Genomic DNA, 16771 nt, shown 5'->3' on the forward strand with positions numbered 1-16771 from the left:
GTTATGGTATGAGTAAAAGGTTAGTTAAAAAAATAGTTATTGTAATGACTGTAACGTTTTTACTAAGCGCGTGCAGTTTCGGGGAAACAAAAATAGAGTATGAGAGATTAGTAAAGGCATTGGATGAAGAGGACATGAGTACGGTAATGTCTGCGAGTGATGATGGATATGCTTATGTGACTCAAAGAGGTATTTATAGTACGTTTGAGCAAAAAGAAGATGGAGAGCACAGTAAGATAATTCGTCAAACTACGGAAGGTGTATATAATACAAAAGATAAAAGTTTATATGGAGAGGCGATACAAACAGTTGCGACCGATATAGAAAAAGACAAGGGGAAAAGGACAAATGAAAATTATAAAAAACAAACTATTTATAGTACTCATGTTAAGTATGAAAATGGACAGGTGAAAAGTTCGGATTCAAATCTAGATGTTTCATACGTAAACTTAATTGTAGATCGTTTAAATGGGATAGGGAAACTAAAGATGAAGCCCGAGAATGATATAAAAAATTTTGATCGGCCTAATTCAGTCGGATATCGACTAACTGAATCTGAATTTAAAGATATTATTAATAATAAATTAAAGATACAATACGATGAATTTGATGGAGCAACAATCGTATTGCGCCTGGATGCCCCAAAAAATCCAAAACAAATTTTGCAAATGAGGATAGATATAGACTTTAAAGAAAAGAATGAGGATGGAAAATTAGTAGAAAATATGTTCCAAATAATAACGTATTTTAATAGAAAACAGGATAATAACCAAGATGCGAGACAGGAATATTTAAAATACAAGGCGCAGTACAACAAAAGAGATGGTTAAGAGTGGCGATGAAAATAAAAAGGTATAAAATCAGTGACTAAGAAAATTGCATCTTTATTTTGGTAATATACTATAGTTCGGGGAAAGGTGGAGCTAACAAATGTGGAACATAAAAGAAGAAGATTTAGATGAATTTCGAATAACATGTCAAGATCGCTTAAGTCCTGAAGGTGCTGCGGGTTTTATGTTTGGAACAATATTTTATATTTCAATATTTATGTTTATTATTTTTGTAGGGGATTTGAATTACTACAATAATTTTTTTGATAGAACTATTGTTAAAACTGAAATTGTGTTATTTATTATTCAAATTATATTTTTAATTATATATCTATTTCCGAAAGCATGTTTTAAATTTCAAAAGTTACAAACGCTCGTTATATTATTATATGCGTTTCAGCTTGGAACGATATTATTTGTAGTTTCGATTGTTTCTGAAATGGCTGACAATTCAATTGGTAGGATGTATACTGGGCTACTATTTGTAGGAGCAGTTATTATTCATATTGTAGCAACGCTAGATACATTTAAACAAGCAAGTGAAGGTGCATTTAATGGTGATGAAAGATCCACCTCGTTTTTTAGTAAGACAAAAGGAGCTATGATAAAGGGGGCTATAATATATATATTAATACTACTTATTTTAATGTATTTTCAAAATGATTATTCAATTGATTTTTTTGTTATGTATGGAGTAGGAACTGTTTTAATGTATGCGGTTGCAATCGGAGCGGCAGAATTTCAACTATTGGTGTATTATAGATTTAAATTCAAGTCATTTCATATGTCATGGGAAGAGAATGAGAGAATGCGTGGGAGAATTCGAAAGCAAAATACAAAATCCAAATCGAAAAGTAAATAAGAGTGAAATAGAATTGAAGTGAATGAAAATTATTTAAACTGTATAGAAGGTGAAATGTCAGGGTGTGGAATATAAAAGAAGAAGATCTAGGTAAGTTTCGAATGACATGTCAAGGGCGTTTAAGTCCTGAAGGTGCTGCGGGTTTTATGCTCGGAACAATATTTTATACTTCATTGTTCATGATTATAATTCTTTTTGGGGGAATAGATTATTATACCACTGTGTTTGATAAAGTAATTGTTAGGGTTGAATTAGTGTTATATGGTTTGCAAGTAATGTTTTTAATACTATATTTATTCCCTAAAGCTCGTTATAAATTTCAAAAGCTACAAACAATTGTTGTAATATTAAATGCATTTCAAATGGCAATAATATTACTCGTAGTTTTGATTGGTACTAAAATGGCTAATAATTCAATTGATCAGATTACATTACTGTATGCAGGATTATTATTTTTAGGAGCAGTAATTTTTCATATTTTGACAACAATTGATACGTTTAAACAGGCAAGTGAAGGTGCATTTAGTATGGATGAAAGATCCGCTTCCTTTTTTAGTAAAACAAAAGGAATTATGATGAAAGTTACTTTAATATACGCATTAATCCTTCTTATTTTGATTTATTTTCATAATGATTATGCGTTTGATACTTTTATTGGATATATAATAGGTACTGTTTTAATGTATACAATAGCTATCGGGGCAGCTGAATTTCAGCTATTAGTATATTGCAGGTTTAAATTTCCGTCATTTAATAAAACGTGGGAGCAACATAAAAGAGAAACTCCAAGATATCAAAAGAAAAATAAAAAAGTAAATCGAAACGTAAGGCATAAAGAAAGTGTGTATTGTAAGTTTGATGGTGAAAAGAGTAGTGGTTTAAATGAGAGTATTTTAACTACTGAAAAATTCAAATTATGTAATATGATTAAAAGATTATCTGGTTGAAAATGTAGAGAGTAGTGTGATGATGAAATGAATAAAAAAAGGGTTTCTAAAATAATTCCGATCATAATAGCAATCAGCCTATTACAAGCATGTAGTTTTTTTGAAGAAAAGATAGAGTATGAGCCATTTGTTAAGGCATTGGATGAAGGTGACATGAAAAAGGTTATGTCTGCGAGTGATGATGGGTATGCTTTTGTGGCACAAAGAGGCATATATAGTACATATGAGCAAAAGGAAGATGGAGAGCATAGTAAAACAATCTATCAAACTTCGAAAGGCATATATAATACGAAAGATAAAAGTTTATATGGAAATACAACACAAGAAATTACCTCGGAAGTATATAATAAAAATTATAAAGAAGAAGTTAATTATAGTACAAATATTATGTATAAAAATGAAAAGGTGCAAAGTCCGGATTCAAATCTAGATGTTTCATATGTGAACTTAATTGTAGATCGTTTAAAAGGGATAGGGAAACTAAAGATGAAGCCCGGGGATGATATAAAAAAGTTTGATCAGCCTAGTACTGTTGGATACAAACTAACTGAATTAGAGTTTCAGAGTATCATTAATGATAAGTTGAAAATACAATATGATGAATATGATGGTGGATCAATCGCATTGCATATTGATTCTAAAAATGGTTCAAAGCAGATATTGGAAGTAAGTATTGTAATAAATTATAAGAAAAGAAATGATGAAGGCAAGTTAGTGAAATACATATCACAAATACATACATCTTTTGATAGTCACCAAGGCAATAACCAAGATGCGAAACAGGAATATATTGATTTTAAAGCACAGTATAATAAGAAGCAGTAATATTAAGAAGGGCATTTGCACGTAAAGATAATAGCGACATAGGTGTGATAAATATTTCATAAATATAGTGGAAAGAATTTGAGGATAAACGCCCCAATTGCTGGAGTAGATGCAACAATTGGGGCGTTTATCTATCTAAAATTAGCTTGAATACATGACATGTTTTAGTTAGGGGCATGGCTTTACAAGTAGTTTCTTCATAATAACGGTGTGGGGTTTTTGTGTAATCAGCTTTTATTGCTAAGTTACAACTATTTTCGTTTATAGAGTATCTCTTATTATCGATACATCGTCCACATTCCAATGTCTTTAAATCCTAGTCGTTTATAAATTCGTCCAGCAGCTGGATTGTTATAAAATAAACAAAGTGTTCGGCCTTCTTTCGTAAAGTCTTGGATCATTTTTTGTAATATGAGTGAAGCGTAACCATTTCCGCGATAATTCGGGTGTGTACATACACCAACTACCATAGCGGATAATGAATTTTCAGCGGAAGTAGAGGCGGATGCGATGATCACGCCATCTTTTTCAATATAGTATGTGCGTCCTGTATTCGTTTCGATAGCCTGCCTTAATATTTTCTCTGATTCATTGGTAGTCGGAAATTCAGCAATGTCACTTCGTAATTTCATAATTCGTTCTATATCATCGAGTGACGCAAGTTTAATCGTTTCATGAATAGGCGTGTCAGGTAAGTTGTTGTCATTTAGACATTCACAAAAATACATTTCATTTTTGACGCCTAATTGTAGACTTGGAGCAGTTTCAAACTTTTCTACAATGGTTGACTTACCAGAGAGTTTAAGTGGCTTATATGTGGAAAGAAGTGCCTCATAATCAGTGGTAATAAATTCTTCTTTACTATAGGGTATAAATGAATCGTGGAATCGGAGTAGAATTGATTTTAATGTTCCATTCTCTTTAAATACTCCCCATAATTCTTGAAAATCTGTGTCATAACCGAAAGCTTCAATATCTCCAATAATAAACAAGTTAAGGGCTGCTTCTTCTTTTAGATAAGCGAATACTTGTTCATGATCTTTCTTTGTTAATTTTCGCATCATAACGAATCGACCTCTTTTTTTATTTTTCTAAATATTACAACTTAAGTTTTTTGAAATCAATATAAAATTTTATGTTTAGTTCACAAACTTTCGGAAAAACTAGGAAAGATATGACAAAGGAGGTTATGAACGGTGGATCATCCAATTCAAGGGTTAATGAAAGCAGCAATGGAAAATTTAAAAGAAATGGTCGATGTAAATACGATTGTTGGAGAGCCTGTTCAAACGGCTGACGGTGGTGTAGTGTTAACGGTTTCTAAAGTAGCGTTCGGTTTTGGAGCAGGAGGTTCTGATTTCAAAACGAATGATGGACAAAGAGCAAACGGTAACGCTGCATTTGGTGGCGGTAGCGCGGGTGGTGTTTCTATTACACCAGTAGCATTTCTTGTGGTGAATAAAGATGGAGTAAATATTCTTCATTTACAAAATGCGACACATTTAGCAGAAAAAATGATTGAATTAGCTCCACAAACAATTGATAAAATTCAATCGATGTTCCAAAAAGAAGAAAAGAAAGAGGGAAATCATCATCCTCAAAACCCTGATGAAATCCTTTAAAAACGCCTGCTTATGAGCAGGCGTTTTTTCTTGTAATCACTATGTAATAAAACACATGAAATTGTAAATAGTTTTTGAAGTTTTTTCTATGTTTCTAAAATTTTTCATGTTAAAATATGCTATAGAATTGAAACATATAAAACGAAGGTGGCTAGGTGCTTTGTCTGGAGGATCTGACCAAGTAAAGAATATGATATATATTAATGGTAATCGTCGAGGTCATTGTTTTATTACATCAGGAATTACGTTTAAAGAGTTTGCGAGTAACATCCCTTCACCGCTTCATCAAGTGTTGCTTTTGAAGCACAACTTTGAATGGACGGATTTTCATTATCATACTTTATTTGAATATGTTGAGGAAGAAAATATACATAAGTTAATTCAAGCAGAGATTGATGAATTTGATGAATTTTGTTGGGTAGATTTTGATGATGCAAGCGATTTAGATGAATTAGAGCCGAAAGAAATTGCAGAATTATTATATTTGGCTCACAAAAAAGAACCACTTGCAAGAACATTCTTTCCGCTGTTGAAAAATCGATTTGTTTATTTTTCACATGATGACGGATGGTACAACAAAGTGTATTATCGTAGAATTGCTGATTTTGTAGGAATGTTAAGTAAAGTCATTCCGTATAAACTCGGTGCTTTCGGTAAGAAACGTTTTTCTTTCTTCCAAAAATCAAAAATTTTCCCAGCAATTTCAAAAGAATTGATCATGGGACTGATTCCACTAATGGAAGATGGTCTTTACATAGATCTAGCAGGGAAGATTGAGTCAAGAAGAGGTCTTGAAATTCCGGTATATGTAGTTGGTTCGTATGAAAGTACGGATGAGGTGTTAGATAATATCGATGAATTGAAAGAGGAAGCAACAGAAACAGGTTGGCTCATTTTTGATAAGAAAGAACAAGAGTGGCAATGGGTTGTTGACTAAGAAAACTTGGCGTATGAAGTCAAGTTTTCTTGTCATTTGAAAGGAGTACAAATGAAGAAATATTATACAATTGTGGGTATTATAAGTATTATTCTCGTGGCAATATTACTTATAACTTGTCCGAAAGAATCAGATTTTAAAGTGTATGTAGAGGATAAGTATGCGTTGAATTGTAATGAGAGTAGTTTTGAATGCACGCAAAATGTAGATGGTAAAAAAGAAAAACTACAATTTGAAAGTACAGATGCACGAAATGGTGTATTCTTTATGACTGTAAAGCAAACATTTAAAACAGAAGCTGGTGTTTCAAAAGAATATAGCGGAGTAGGAATGTTTGGTACATTTCTTTTTGTTTCAGAGAAGACTTTCTAGTAATAGAAGGTCTTTTTTTTATGCTTATGTTCATATAGATGAAGTAAGACAAGCATAGGAGGGGTAGCGATGAAGAACACATGTATCGTTTGCGGTGGTGAGGAGTTTTTTTCCTCAACGTTATATGCACGTACGAAACAAGATTGGGCATATGCACCAAACATGTATCGATTTGAAAAAGTATTTATTGAGCATCGAGATGAAGAAAATTATCCAGTGTTTCAAGAAATTACAGCGAAACATTGTTGTGGATGCGGTCATATTATGTTGTATCATGAATGAACACACCAAGTATAACTTGGTGTGTTTTTTTAAAACGCTGACAAAGCAAGCGGATAAAGTAAAGTAAATAAAACAGAAAAACTACCAAAACCAATTGCTGTATATCCAAGTGTTCTTGCTCCGAAATTGACAGCTAATAGGCCAACTAAAATTGCTAGGGAGCCGAGCGTAACTGGATAAAAAGCAATGGAGAATAACGAAAGAAATAAAGCGACATAGCCTACCATTGTGCCGGTATTTGTACCTTCTATCTCATTTGCAATTTCTTTACGCTTATGTCTAATTGGAATGCCAGCTGGTGATATTTCAGCAGCATACTCTTCGTTTTTTTCACCACTTTTAAAATGATGATTTCTCTTTCTTCGCATGTACATCCCTCTCTTTCAATTGGGTGTATCTATAGTATCTTTCAAAATGAGAAGAGCATGAGTATGAGTTAAACCCAAGTAAAGCAAAAATTGGAGAATACGCATTCCATCGTTAACATATCCATCTCCTATTGAAGATAAAGTGTGGGATTTTTTCCACTAGGACTGATTATCAGCCAGCAACAATTGGATTTTTATGAGCAGTTCTCTCCCATTAACTGATCCGCATCCATTGAATTTTGAGGTAGGTGTCTTACTGCAAGCGGGATAAAACAGGAATTTTGGAAAATGATGTAGAATGAAATGAATGATAATACGTGAAGGTAGGGGAATGTATGACGAAATTTAATTGGCACGAGTCAGCGGAGAAGAAATGGGATAGTAGCGCAGAGTTTTGGAATCAAAATAGTCAAGAGATGTGGGACAGTGGTAGCAGAAGTACAATTATTCCGTTTTTTGAACAATACGTGAAGAAAGAAGCACAAGTGCTCGATGTTGGTTGTGGTGATGGCTACGGTACATATAAATTAAGTCGCGCAGGCTATAAAGCAGTGGGAGTAGATTTATCGGAAGTGATGATTCAAAAAGGTAAGGAACGCGGAGAAGGACCGAATTTATCTTTTATAAAAGGAGATCTTTCTGCATTACCATTTGAAAATGAGCAATTTGAATCAATTATGGCAATTAATTCTTTAGAATGGACGGAAGAGCCATTACGAGCGTTAAATGAAATAAAGCGTGTGTTAAAGAAAGATGGATATGCATGTATTGCAATTTTAGGACCGACAGCAAAGCCACGAGAGAACAGTTATCCTCGCTTGTACGGAAAAGACGTTGTTTGTAATACGATGATGCCTTGGGAATTTGAACAGTTAGCGAAAGAACAAGGTTTTAAAGTTGTAGATGGCATCGGCGTATATAAGCGCGGAGTAAATGAGAAGATGTTAGGTCAACTACCTACAGAGTTACAACAATCGTTAACATTCTTATGGGTATTTATGTTAAAAAACGTATAAAGAAATGAAAGAATTTTTAGGAGGTAAATAAGTGCAGAAAATACAAAAAACTGATACAATATCATCAGAACCAATTAAAGGGGGACTAGGGTATATGACAACTACTACAACAGTGAAATCCGATATTGAAATCGCACAAGAAGCGAGTATGAAGAAGATTCAAGAAATTGCAGCTGATTTAAATATTTTAGAAGATGAATTAGAGCCATACGGGCATTATAAAGGTAAGTTATCTCTTGATATTTTTAAGCGCTTACAAGATGAGAAAGACGGTAAAGTTGTTTTAGTAACAGCAATTAACCCAACTCCAGCTGGAGAAGGTAAATCAACAGTAACAGTTGGTTTAGGTCAAGCTTTTAACAAAATTGGTAAGAAAACAGTAATTGCACTTCGTGAACCATCTCTTGGACCGACGATGGGATTAAAAGGTGGAGCAGCGGGTGGCGGTTTTTCACAAGTCGTACCAATGGAAGACATTAACCTTCACTTTACTGGAGATATCCATGCGATCACAACTGCCAATAACGCATTAGCAGCGTTTATTGATAATCATATCCAACAAGGAAACACACTTGGAATTGATACGCGTAAAATCGTTTGGAAACGCTGCGTTGACTTAAATGATCGTGCCCTTCGTAACGTAGTAATTGGTCTTGGTGGACCTGTACAAGGTGTACCACGTGAAGACGGTTTTGACATTACAGTAGCATCTGAAATTATGGCCGTGTTCTGCCTTGCAACAGATATTCAAGACTTAAAAGCACGTTTATCTCGCATCGTAGTTGCCTATAACTTTGCAAATCAACCTGTAACGGTTAAAGATTTAGGTGTAGAAGGTGCGTTAACACTATTATTAAAAGACGCATTAAAGCCGAACTTAGTACAAACGTTAGAAAATACACCAGCTATCATTCATGGCGGACCATTTGCGAATATCGCTCACGGTTGTAACAGTGTTATCGCTACAACAATGGCAGCAAAATTAGGTGATTATGTTATTACAGAAGCTGGATTCGGTGCTGATTTAGGCGCTGAGAAGTTTTTAGATATTAAAGCTCGTGCAGCTGGCATTAAACCAGAAGCAGTTGTTATTGTTGCGACGATTCGTGCGCTTAAAATGCATGGTGGCGTTGCAAAAGATCAATTAAAAGAAGAAAATGTAGACGCATTAGCAAAAGGTATGGAAAACTTACAGAAGCATGTTGAAACAATTCAAAGCTTCGGTGTACCTTTCGTAATTGCAATTAATAAATTTATTACAGATACAGATGCAGAAGTTGCATACTTACAAGAGTGGTGCAATGAGCGTGGCTATGCAGTATCCTTAACGGAAGTTTGGGAGAAGGGTGGCCAAGGCGGAGTTGACCTTGCTGAAAAAGTGTTAAAAGAAATCGAAAAAGGTGAGAACAACTACGCACCACTTTATGAATTAGAATTACCATTAGAAGAAAAAATCCGTACAATTGCTCAAAAAGTGTACGGTGCAAAAGATATTGAGTTTGCTCCGAAAGCACGTAAGCAATTAGCTCAATATGAAGGAGAAGGATGGAGTAACCTACCAATTTGTATGGCGAAAACACAATATTCTCTTTCTGACGATGCAACGAAATTAGGTCGTCCATCTGACTTTATCGTTACAATTCGTGAGCTAAAACCATCTATCGGTGCAGGGTTTATCGTTGCGTTAACAGGAACAATGTTAACAATGCCAGGCCTTCCAAAACAGCCAGCAGCACTTCAAATGGATGTAAATGAAGATGGAAAAGCAGTAGGTTTATTCTAAAAGGTTGTAATTCATCTCGTTTATCTGTAAACTATATATACATCAAGTGGCGCCTTTCCATCGAAAGGCGCCTGTTTTTTGGAGGAAATTATGTTTGATCCAACTGCTTTTGACAATTTAAAAGTAATCGTAGAAGGTGCTGTGTATGATTTTGATCTACATGGAGATATTCTTGTAACAGATCGAAAAGATATGATGGATCTTGCTTCATTAAGTCGTATATATCATATCTCATTTCAATTAACAGAACCGTTTGAACCATTAGTAGAAGCAACATTTTCATTATCTGTGGATGCAAAGAACTTGTCTGGTGAAATACTAGAAGTGCCTCAGTTTACACCAGGTTGTGAAATGAAGCTAGCATTTTCATTCCCGTTAGAACAACCAGAAGTAAAATGCGAAGAAATTGAAACATTAATGCGTTCTATATGGGGAAAAGAAAGAATGATTATGCAGAAAGTTTCATACGAATATAATAAGCAAGCGATTTCATATCATAATAAGGTAGAGGTTCTATTTCAAAAAGCGATTACAGAAGACCATGTTGATGATTTAATAGCTGTTATTTCACACATGATAGAAACGGTGCGAACAATACAGCATTTTCTTCAAAAATAGAGATAAAGGAGAAAAACAAATGATAAAAGATATGCAACCATTTTTACAACAAGCTTGGGAGAAGGCTGGTTTTAAAGAGTTAACTGAAATTCAAAAACAAGCGATTCCAACTATTTTAGAAGGACAAGACGTTATAGCTGAATCTCCAACTGGAACAGGAAAAACATTAGCGTACTTATTACCACTTTTACATAAAATTAATCCTGAAGTAAAACAGCCACAAGTTGTTGTTTTAGCGCCAACACGTGAACTTGTAATGCAAATTCATGAAGAGGTTCAAAAGTTTACAGCAGGAACTGAAATTTCAGGTGCATCTTTAATTGGTGGTGCAGATATTAAGCGCCAAGTTGAAAAATTAAAGAAACACCCAAGAGTAATTGTCGGTTCACCAGGCCGTATTTTAGAATTAATTCGTATGAAAAAGCTAAAAATGCATGAAGTAAAAACAATTGTATTTGATGAGTTTGATCAAATTGTAAAGCAAAAAATGATGGGCGCAGTGCAAGATGTAATTAAATCAACGATGCGCGATCGTCAATTAGTATTCTTCTCGGCGACAATGACAAAAGCGGCAGAAGATGCGGCACGTGATTTAGCAGTTGAACCACAATTAGTACGTGTAACACGTGCAGAATCAAAAAGCTTAGTTGAGCATACGTATATCATTTGTGAGCGACGCGAAAAAAATGATTACGTAAGAAGAATTATGCATATGGGCGATGTAAAAGCAGTTGCTTTCTTAAACGACCCATTCCGTTTAGATGAAATTACTGAGAAATTGAAATTCCGTAAAATGAAAGCGGCGGCTCTTCATGCAGAAGCAAGTAAACAAGAGCGTGAAGCGACAATGCGTGCTTTCCGCGGAGGGAAATTAGAAATTCTACTTGCTACTGATATTGCAGCGCGCGGTATCGACATTGACGATTTAACACATGTAATTCACTTAGAATTACCAGACACAGTAGACCAATACATTCACCGCTCAGGACGTACTGGACGTATGGGTAAAGAAGGAACTGTCGTATCTCTTGTAACTCCACAAGAAGAGCGCAAATTACTGCAATTTGCGAAAAAACTAGGCATCGTATTTACGAAGCAAGAAATGTTCAAAGGATCATTCGTAGAAACGAAACCGAAAGCACCAAAGAAAAAGAAACCAGCATTTACTGGGAAGAAAAAGCCTAGATAAATGATGGAGAAGGCGTAACTATTTGTAGTTACGTCTTTTTTGTTTGTAAACAAGTGATAATGGGAATTGTATTAGTGTTTTTAATGTGCCTATCATATATATGCTTCTACTGGGAGTATCGAAAAAAGGGTAGTTTATTTATTTGGTTTATACGAGGAAATAATATAAAAAAGTCGAATATTAAAATGATGCGAAATAATAAAAAGAAGGTACACATATGGATAGGAAATTAGGAATGTTTTTGAATACAAAATATATTGAAGTAAACGAAGGAATACAAAAAGCAAGGGAATGGGATTTAGAATATATTCAATTATATGCTATGAATCCGACTTTCAACTTAGCTAACATCTCAAAGAAACAATGGAATACATTAAAAGAAAACTTATCTTTTAATGAGATTCAAGTCCCGTCATTAGCAATTAGCTTCGGAGAAAATGGAATAATAGGAACTGAAGCTGAATGTGTAATAGAGAGTTTTAAATATATTACTGATAAAGGGTTAAGGTTAGGAGCTAACATAGTAACAGCCCATATTGGGAAAATCCCTGATGATGAAAATAGTGAGTACTATGATAAAATGCTACGTGTTTGTAATGAAATAGGGGACTTAGCGTTCAGATTTGGAGGATTCTTCGCCATTGAGACGGGATCTGAAAAAGCAATAGTATTAAAACGATTTTTAGAAACTGCAAACTCGAAAGGACTAGCTGTTAACTTTGACCCAGCAAATTTAATAAGTGATGTAAATGAAAATCCGGGAGAAGGTTTATTACTATTAAAAGATTATATAGTACAAACTCATATTAAAGATTGTAAAGAAGTGAAAAGTGATCGTTCAACTAAGTATATAGAAGTCGCAGCAGGGAATGGTGAAGTAGATTTCGATATATTCTTCAAAGTATTAGATGAAATTGGATTCGACGGATATAACATGATTGAAAGAAATGATTATTTTGATGAACTGGATGGGATGAGTCAGTCGATAAATTTTGCAAAGAAGTACATACCAACTCAAAAGGAATAACGATAGTATTTGTAGAAAGCTACATAGAATATAAAAACCATTAGGGGGAAATGTAATGATCCATAAAGTAGGACAAATTATGTTATATGTAAATAATCAAGATGAGGCAGTAAATTTTTGGACGGAGAAGGTAGGGTTTCATGTAGTTGCAGAGGAAGATAATAAGCAAGGAATGAGATGGATTGAAATCGCTCCGAAAAGCGGTGCGGAAACGAGCATTATATTACATAATAAAGAAGTTATTTCGAAAATGAGCCCAGAATTGAATCTTGGTACACCGTCTTTAATGTTCTTCTCAGAAAATCTTGATCAACTATATACAGATTTAACAAATAAAAATGTTACTGTTGGAGAAATGGTAACTATGCCTTCTGGTAAAGTGTTTAACTTTGCTGATAGCGAAGGGAATTATTTTGCGGTTATGGAGAAGAACCAATAATAATATTGCTATGTGAAAATCCCCCTCAAATATATTTGAGGGGGATTAAATTTTTGAAGTGGATTTTTCATTAGAGAGTTGTTTAATAAAAAATACTCCTTTTTCAATAGCTGTCTCAATATAGCCAACGATTTGGTCAAACGTAAATACTTGTAAGTCTTCATGCAAATGTTGCTTTGGATACAACATATCTTCAAAAAGATACTTTCGAAAAGCTAAAACGTTTTCTTTAGAAACCTCTTCAATATCCACAATGTGAGCCTCTTGATTGAGAAGAGAGAAAAGCTGTTGTTCTTGATCGTAATGATGAAGCAACTTTGCATTTAACAATTTAAAATCGTTATAGTACAGGGGTGCGATAGTTTCGTCATTCTCTATTCTATTTTTTAGCCAAGGTAGAAAAAATCCACTTAGCCAATTATCATCGGCAATGAGGTGGGTATAATAGCCTAAAATAAATGGGGAATCTATATGTGATTCATATTTATGAAAAAATGAATCATAATCTATTCTTCTCGTATAGTTCTTCGTTGTACCGGCATAAAAATGTGAGGTTCCTTTTTCTTTTTTTGAATGAACAGCATCAGGGGCTACAGCTCCAAGTAAGAAAGAAGTCTTATCGTGAATTGATAGTTTCTCAGCAATACCACTAGCGATAATAACATGCATAATTCGTGATCCCATGAATGCCACCTCTGTTTCCAGTATTCATTTCAGGAAGAGGACTAAACGGTTAGTATTACTTTCCCTGTACTTTTTCTACTTTCGACCCATTCATGTGCTTTCCCTGCATTTTGAAGTGGAAAAGATTTCGTAGCCTTAATTTGTAAACGTCCGTCACGCAAATAACGGAAAACTTCATTTGCAGTTTCTTGGAGCAGTTCAGGACGCTTTTTTCGTGTGTTTCCAAAGCTAAAACCGAGTATAGAGCGGCAACTTGCATGTAAATCTTTCGTTTGAAAGTTACCAATTTCACCGCTAGCATTACCGAAATGAACGAGGCGACCGTAATAAGCAAGGCAGTTTAAACTTCTTTCAGAAACCGTTCCAGAAATAGAGTCTAAAATTACATCAACCCCTTCACCATTTGTCAGTTCATTGACTTTCTCTACAAAATCTTCATCTTGATGACAAATAACATAATCAGCTCCAGCATCTAAAGCAATTTCTTTTTTTGCTTCACTTCCGACAGTGCCTATAACTGTTCCAGCCTCTAATAGTTTAGCAAGTTGAATAGCAGTAGTGCCAATTCCGCCAGCAGCCGCATGAATGAGTACAGATTCACCTTGTTGAAGCCTTGCAACATTTGCGAGTAAATTATAGCTTGTAAAAGATACGATTGGACAAGCGGCTGCAGTTTGAAAGTCAACTTCATGGGGTAATACGAAAGTAAGATTTTCATTTGCAACAACGTATTCTGCGTAAGATCCATTTTGAGGAAAAGCAATGACACGTTGTCCAGGGTGAATATTTTTCACATGAGAACCGACACGTTCTACAATACCAGTGGCATCTATACCTGGAATAAAAGGTAGTGCTTTATTTCCTTTTTTACCATAACGTAATTTAATATCAGCGAAATTTACACTAGTAGCAACAACGCGAATTAAAACTTGATCTTCTGAAATAGCCGGTATATCCAAATCTGTATATTTCATCACTTCAGGACCACCGAACGACGTTACAACGATAGCTTTCATCATATATCCTCCTAAATTTGACTATATAAATTATTTTAAATCTTTATCAGAAATTGGAAAATTATATAATAGTTATGTGTGGTTATAAGTGAAGCTTATGAACTCAATGAATCATAATATTAATTTATATAAAAAAACTTTAAAAAAATCGAACGAAATATGAATTACCTGCCAATATATAGTGTAAGACAAAGGAGGGCTGGAATATGAAGGGTGAAATAGATTACGCACATTTAATCCAATTAACTTTATCAGGAAATAAAGAAGCATATAGCAAGTTGTATGATAAAACGATTCAAGAAGTATATAAAACAGCACATTTTTTAATAGAGGATAAAACGGATGTAGATGATGTCGTTCAAGAAATATACATACAACTATATGAATCGCTTCGTAAGTATGATAGCGAGAAGCCATTTCGTCCTTGGCTAATTGGACTTGCGATTAAACAAATTCACTCTTATAGAAGAAAGAGGTGGATGCGACTACGAATTATAAAAAAAGCAGAAGAGCAAAGAAAGTCAGTGCAAATTGATTTTTCTAACGATGTTGTAAGTAAAATATCAAACCAAAAACTAATTGAACTCATTCATAAATTACCGTATAAATTGAAACAAGTTATTATCTTAAGATACTTACACGATTATTCACAAGAAGAAGTAGCACAAATATTACATATTCCAATTGGTACTGTGAAATCTAGAATTCACGCAGCATTAAAGAAACTACGTCAAAAAGAGCAAGTAGAAGAAATCTTTTTAGGAGAGGTAGGGAATGTGAAATGAGTTTAGATTGTAGAGTTAGAGAATCTATACAAGAAGAATCGAAGGGAATTGTTGCCCCGCCGGAGTTAAAAGAAAAAGTAATTGTTCAGATTAAAATGAATCGCGGAGGGAACAAAAGGAAGAAGCGTCTTATTGCAGGAGTGCTTGCGGCAGCATTTTTAATCCCGACGACTGGTTTTGCGTATCAATCTATTATGGCGGATGGTATATACGGATCTTTCGAGAATTTAAAAAAACATGCCGGAACGATGACATTAGAGGCGTATATGCGTTTTAGTGCAAAATTATCAGAGGCGAAAGATGAAATGGGTACGAAGGAATATGAAGAGTTTACAAAAGAACTAAAAAAATTAACAAATGCAAAACTTACGTACGGAGATTCGAACGGTAATATTGATTATGATCAATTATCACCAGCAAAAAGAGAAGAAATGAAAAAGGTAAGTATGGGTCTTCAGCCATACTTTGATAAATTAAATGGTCATAAGTCTAGTAAAGAAGTATTAACACAAAAAGAGTTTGACCGTTATGTGGAAGCTTTAATGACATATGAAATCGTACAAGTGAAGACAAAATCAACTGGTGGGATGAAAGTAGAAGAAGTACCTGAGGCGTACAAAGAAAGATTTATTCAAGCGGAGCAGTTTATGGAGTATGTAGATGAAAAGGTGAGATAAGTAAAAAGCTCAATGCTTTAGCTTTGAGCTTTTTTATTAAAACAAAAAAAGAGTGTTCAATTATATTTTTTCATATTTGCAGTATCTTTTTGTATAAAACAATCTAAAAGTGAATAACCAGCTATTAAACTAATTATCGTAACAAAAGTTGTATTTATTAGAATAATATTAACTAAATAAGGTAGGTATTCTGCAAGTGGTGAAAAGAGTAGTGCTGGGGAAAAGGAAATGAATAGTGTAGGCACTGTAATAGCAATAAATTTATCCGGTTGAAAGCTCCAGTTTTGTTTACTTGTTTCGCGATTAATAGATTGAAGGAATCGTAATAAAATGCCAACTATAAGAGGGAAGAGTGTAAAGTAGAATAATCTTGGATAAACGTTAAAGTTCACTTGCGTGTCTGTATCTAAATAAAATTGAATTTTTACTCCTACAAATAATAATAAGACGATAAATAATGTAAAGCAGAGGTATAGCATCACTTTTTGCATT

At 34.1% G+C, this 16771-nt stretch carries 20 protein-coding genes and 1 pseudogene; 16 read left to right on the plus strand and 5 right to left on the minus strand.

Going from position 1 to position 16771, the window contains the following annotated elements:
• The first annotated feature begins 8 nt into the window (after positions 1-8).
• The 4 genes and pseudogenes from ES895_RS07990 (at position 9) to ES895_RS08005 (ending at position 3464) form a co-directional block, all read left to right on the plus strand.
• Positions 9-830 (plus strand): DUF3952 domain-containing protein, encoded by an 822-nt coding sequence (locus ES895_RS07990; RefSeq protein WP_135238274.1) that lies wholly within the window; start codon positions 9-11, stop codon positions 828-830.
• A gap of 100 nt (positions 831-930) precedes the next feature.
• Positions 931-1692, plus strand: coding sequence for a hypothetical protein (locus ES895_RS07995; protein ID WP_135238275.1), 762 nt, complete (start codon positions 931-933; stop codon positions 1690-1692).
• A gap of 62 nt (positions 1693-1754) precedes the next feature.
• Positions 1755-2527, plus strand: a pseudogene (locus tag ES895_RS08000) (hypothetical protein).
• Between the two features lie 163 nt (positions 2528-2690).
• The gene (locus ES895_RS08005) at positions 2691-3464 is read left to right on the plus strand and encodes a DUF3952 domain-containing protein (protein WP_135238305.1); all 774 of its coding nucleotides are present in this window, start codon (positions 2691-2693) and stop codon (positions 3462-3464) included.
• Between the two features lie 278 nt (positions 3465-3742).
• Here the strand turns inward: ES895_RS08005 and ES895_RS08010 are convergent, their stop codons facing one another.
• Complete coding sequence (locus tag ES895_RS08010) at positions 3743-4528, minus strand: GNAT family N-acetyltransferase (protein ID WP_135238276.1); 786 nt, start codon at positions 4526-4528, stop codon at positions 3743-3745.
• A gap of 132 nt (positions 4529-4660) precedes the next feature.
• Between ES895_RS08010 and ytfJ the strand changes: the two genes are divergently transcribed.
• The 4 genes from ytfJ (at position 4661) to ES895_RS08030 (ending at position 6677) form a co-directional block, all read left to right on the plus strand.
• Positions 4661-5086: a GerW family sporulation protein gene (gene ytfJ, locus ES895_RS08015; RefSeq protein WP_048558214.1), complete on the plus strand. Its 426-nt coding sequence runs from the start codon at positions 4661-4663 to the stop codon at positions 5084-5086.
• Between the two features lie 160 nt (positions 5087-5246).
• On the plus strand, positions 5247-6023 hold the full coding sequence (locus ES895_RS08020) for an oxalate:formate antiporter (protein ID WP_000014087.1): 777 nt from the start codon (positions 5247-5249) through the stop codon (positions 6021-6023).
• A gap of 51 nt (positions 6024-6074) precedes the next feature.
• Positions 6075-6395 (plus strand): hypothetical protein, encoded by a 321-nt coding sequence (locus ES895_RS08025; protein ID WP_000761171.1) that lies wholly within the window; start codon positions 6075-6077, stop codon positions 6393-6395.
• Between the two features lie 69 nt (positions 6396-6464).
• Positions 6465-6677 carry a hypothetical protein gene (locus ES895_RS08030; protein ID WP_000798747.1) on the plus strand — a complete coding sequence of 71 codons (213 nt, stop codon included), beginning with the start codon at positions 6465-6467 and terminating at the stop codon, positions 6675-6677.
• A gap of 29 nt (positions 6678-6706) precedes the next feature.
• Here the strand turns inward: ES895_RS08030 and ES895_RS08035 are convergent, their stop codons facing one another.
• Positions 6707-7045: a hypothetical protein gene (locus ES895_RS08035; protein ID WP_001253202.1), complete on the minus strand. Its 339-nt coding sequence runs from the start codon at positions 7043-7045 to the stop codon at positions 6707-6709.
• 335 nt (positions 7046-7380) lie between these two features.
• On the opposite strand from ES895_RS08035, the gene ES895_RS08040 reads away from it, so the two are divergent.
• The 6 genes from ES895_RS08040 (at position 7381) to ES895_RS08065 (ending at position 13117) form a co-directional block, all read left to right on the plus strand.
• On the plus strand, positions 7381-8061 hold the full coding sequence (locus tag ES895_RS08040; protein ID WP_000160044.1) for a class I SAM-dependent methyltransferase: 681 nt from the start codon (positions 7381-7383) through the stop codon (positions 8059-8061).
• Between the two features lie 94 nt (positions 8062-8155).
• The gene (locus ES895_RS08045; RefSeq protein ID WP_033667355.1) at positions 8156-9844 is read left to right on the plus strand and encodes a formate--tetrahydrofolate ligase; all 1689 of its coding nucleotides are present in this window, start codon (positions 8156-8158) and stop codon (positions 9842-9844) included.
• 90 nt (positions 9845-9934) lie between these two features.
• Positions 9935-10462 carry a hypothetical protein gene (locus ES895_RS08050; RefSeq protein ID WP_000460219.1) on the plus strand — a complete coding sequence of 176 codons (528 nt, stop codon included), beginning with the start codon at positions 9935-9937 and terminating at the stop codon, positions 10460-10462.
• 19 nt (positions 10463-10481) lie between these two features.
• The gene (locus ES895_RS08055) at positions 10482-11651 is read left to right on the plus strand and encodes a DEAD/DEAH box helicase (protein WP_000588613.1); all 1170 of its coding nucleotides are present in this window, start codon (positions 10482-10484) and stop codon (positions 11649-11651) included.
• A gap of 217 nt (positions 11652-11868) precedes the next feature.
• Positions 11869-12678, plus strand: a complete 810-nt coding sequence (locus ES895_RS08060) for a sugar phosphate isomerase/epimerase family protein (RefSeq protein WP_135238277.1) — start codon at positions 11869-11871, stop codon at positions 12676-12678.
• Between the two features lie 55 nt (positions 12679-12733).
• The gene (locus ES895_RS08065) at positions 12734-13117 is read left to right on the plus strand and encodes a VOC family protein (RefSeq protein WP_000581467.1); all 384 of its coding nucleotides are present in this window, start codon (positions 12734-12736) and stop codon (positions 13115-13117) included.
• Between the two features lie 45 nt (positions 13118-13162).
• Here ES895_RS08065 and ES895_RS08070 read toward each other — a convergent pair whose 3' ends face one another.
• Entirely contained in the window at positions 13163-13801 is a 639-nt protein-coding gene (locus ES895_RS08070; protein WP_000535630.1) for a zinc dependent phospholipase C family protein, read from the minus strand.
• A gap of 41 nt (positions 13802-13842) precedes the next feature.
• The gene (locus ES895_RS08075) at positions 13843-14817 is read right to left on the minus strand and encodes a quinone oxidoreductase family protein (protein ID WP_000644627.1); all 975 of its coding nucleotides are present in this window, start codon (positions 14815-14817) and stop codon (positions 13843-13845) included.
• Positions 14818-15023: 206 nt separating this feature from the next.
• Here ES895_RS08075 and ES895_RS08080 point away from each other — a divergent pair, with 206 nt between their 5' ends.
• A complete protein-coding gene (locus ES895_RS08080; protein WP_000675563.1) occupies positions 15024-15602 on the plus strand; it encodes a sigma-70 family RNA polymerase sigma factor in 579 nt (192 codons plus the stop codon).
• The gene (locus ES895_RS08085) at positions 15599-16279 is read left to right on the plus strand and encodes a DUF3600 domain-containing protein (protein WP_000050697.1); all 681 of its coding nucleotides are present in this window, start codon (positions 15599-15601) and stop codon (positions 16277-16279) included. The genes ES895_RS08080 and ES895_RS08085 overlap by 4 nt, the downstream gene beginning before the upstream one ends.
• A 56-nt stretch (positions 16280-16335) precedes the next feature.
• On the opposite strand, the gene ES895_RS08090 is transcribed toward ES895_RS08085, so the two are convergent.
• A complete protein-coding gene (locus tag ES895_RS08090) occupies positions 16336-16770 on the minus strand; it encodes a hypothetical protein (protein WP_001174544.1) in 435 nt (144 codons plus the stop codon).
• Between the last annotated feature and the right edge of the window lies 1 nt (position 16771).

Source organism: Bacillus sp. 007/AIA-02/001 (genome assembly GCF_004634455.1).
Lineage (GTDB): Bacteria > Bacillota > Bacilli > Bacillales > Bacillaceae_G > Bacillus_A > Bacillus_A cereus.

Bases quoted from the DNA above. Each gene is read 5' to 3' on its own strand.
- ES895_RS08055 (WP_000588613.1), top strand. From the start codon at position 10,482: ATGATAAAAGATATGCAACCATTTTTACAACAAGCTTGGGAGAAGGCT.
- ES895_RS08080 (WP_000675563.1), top strand. From the start codon at position 15,024: ATGAAGGGTGAAATAGATTACGCACATTTAATCCAATTAACTTTATCA.
- ES895_RS08040 (WP_000160044.1), top strand. From the start codon at position 7,381: ATGACGAAATTTAATTGGCACGAGTCAGCGGAGAAGAAATGGGATAGT.
- ES895_RS08090 (WP_001174544.1), bottom strand. From the start codon at position 16,770: ATGCAAAAAGTGATGCTATACCTCTGCTTTACATTATTTATCGTCTTA.
- ES895_RS08035 (WP_001253202.1), bottom strand. From the start codon at position 7,045: ATGCGAAGAAAGAGAAATCATCATTTTAAAAGTGGTGAAAAAAACGAA.
- ES895_RS08010 (WP_135238276.1), bottom strand. From the start codon at position 4,528: ATGATGCGAAAATTAACAAAGAAAGATCATGAACAAGTATTCGCTTAT.
- ES895_RS08045 (WP_033667355.1), top strand. From the start codon at position 8,156: ATGACAACTACTACAACAGTGAAATCCGATATTGAAATCGCACAAGAA.
- ES895_RS08050 (WP_000460219.1), top strand. From the start codon at position 9,935: ATGTTTGATCCAACTGCTTTTGACAATTTAAAAGTAATCGTAGAAGGT.
- ES895_RS08025 (WP_000761171.1), top strand. From the start codon at position 6,075: ATGAAGAAATATTATACAATTGTGGGTATTATAAGTATTATTCTCGTG.
- ES895_RS08060 (WP_135238277.1), top strand. From the start codon at position 11,869: ATGGATAGGAAATTAGGAATGTTTTTGAATACAAAATATATTGAAGTA.
- ES895_RS07990 (WP_135238274.1), top strand. From the start codon at position 9: ATGAGTAAAAGGTTAGTTAAAAAAATAGTTATTGTAATGACTGTAACG.
- ES895_RS08030 (WP_000798747.1), top strand. From the start codon at position 6,465: ATGAAGAACACATGTATCGTTTGCGGTGGTGAGGAGTTTTTTTCCTCA.
- ES895_RS08070 (WP_000535630.1), bottom strand. From the start codon at position 13,801: ATGGGATCACGAATTATGCATGTTATTATCGCTAGTGGTATTGCTGAG.
- ES895_RS08065 (WP_000581467.1), top strand. From the start codon at position 12,734: ATGATCCATAAAGTAGGACAAATTATGTTATATGTAAATAATCAAGAT.
- ES895_RS07995 (WP_135238275.1), top strand. From the start codon at position 931: ATGTGGAACATAAAAGAAGAAGATTTAGATGAATTTCGAATAACATGT.
- ES895_RS08085 (WP_000050697.1), top strand. From the start codon at position 15,599: ATGAGTTTAGATTGTAGAGTTAGAGAATCTATACAAGAAGAATCGAAG.
- ES895_RS08075 (WP_000644627.1), bottom strand. From the start codon at position 14,817: ATGAAAGCTATCGTTGTAACGTCGTTCGGTGGTCCTGAAGTGATGAAA.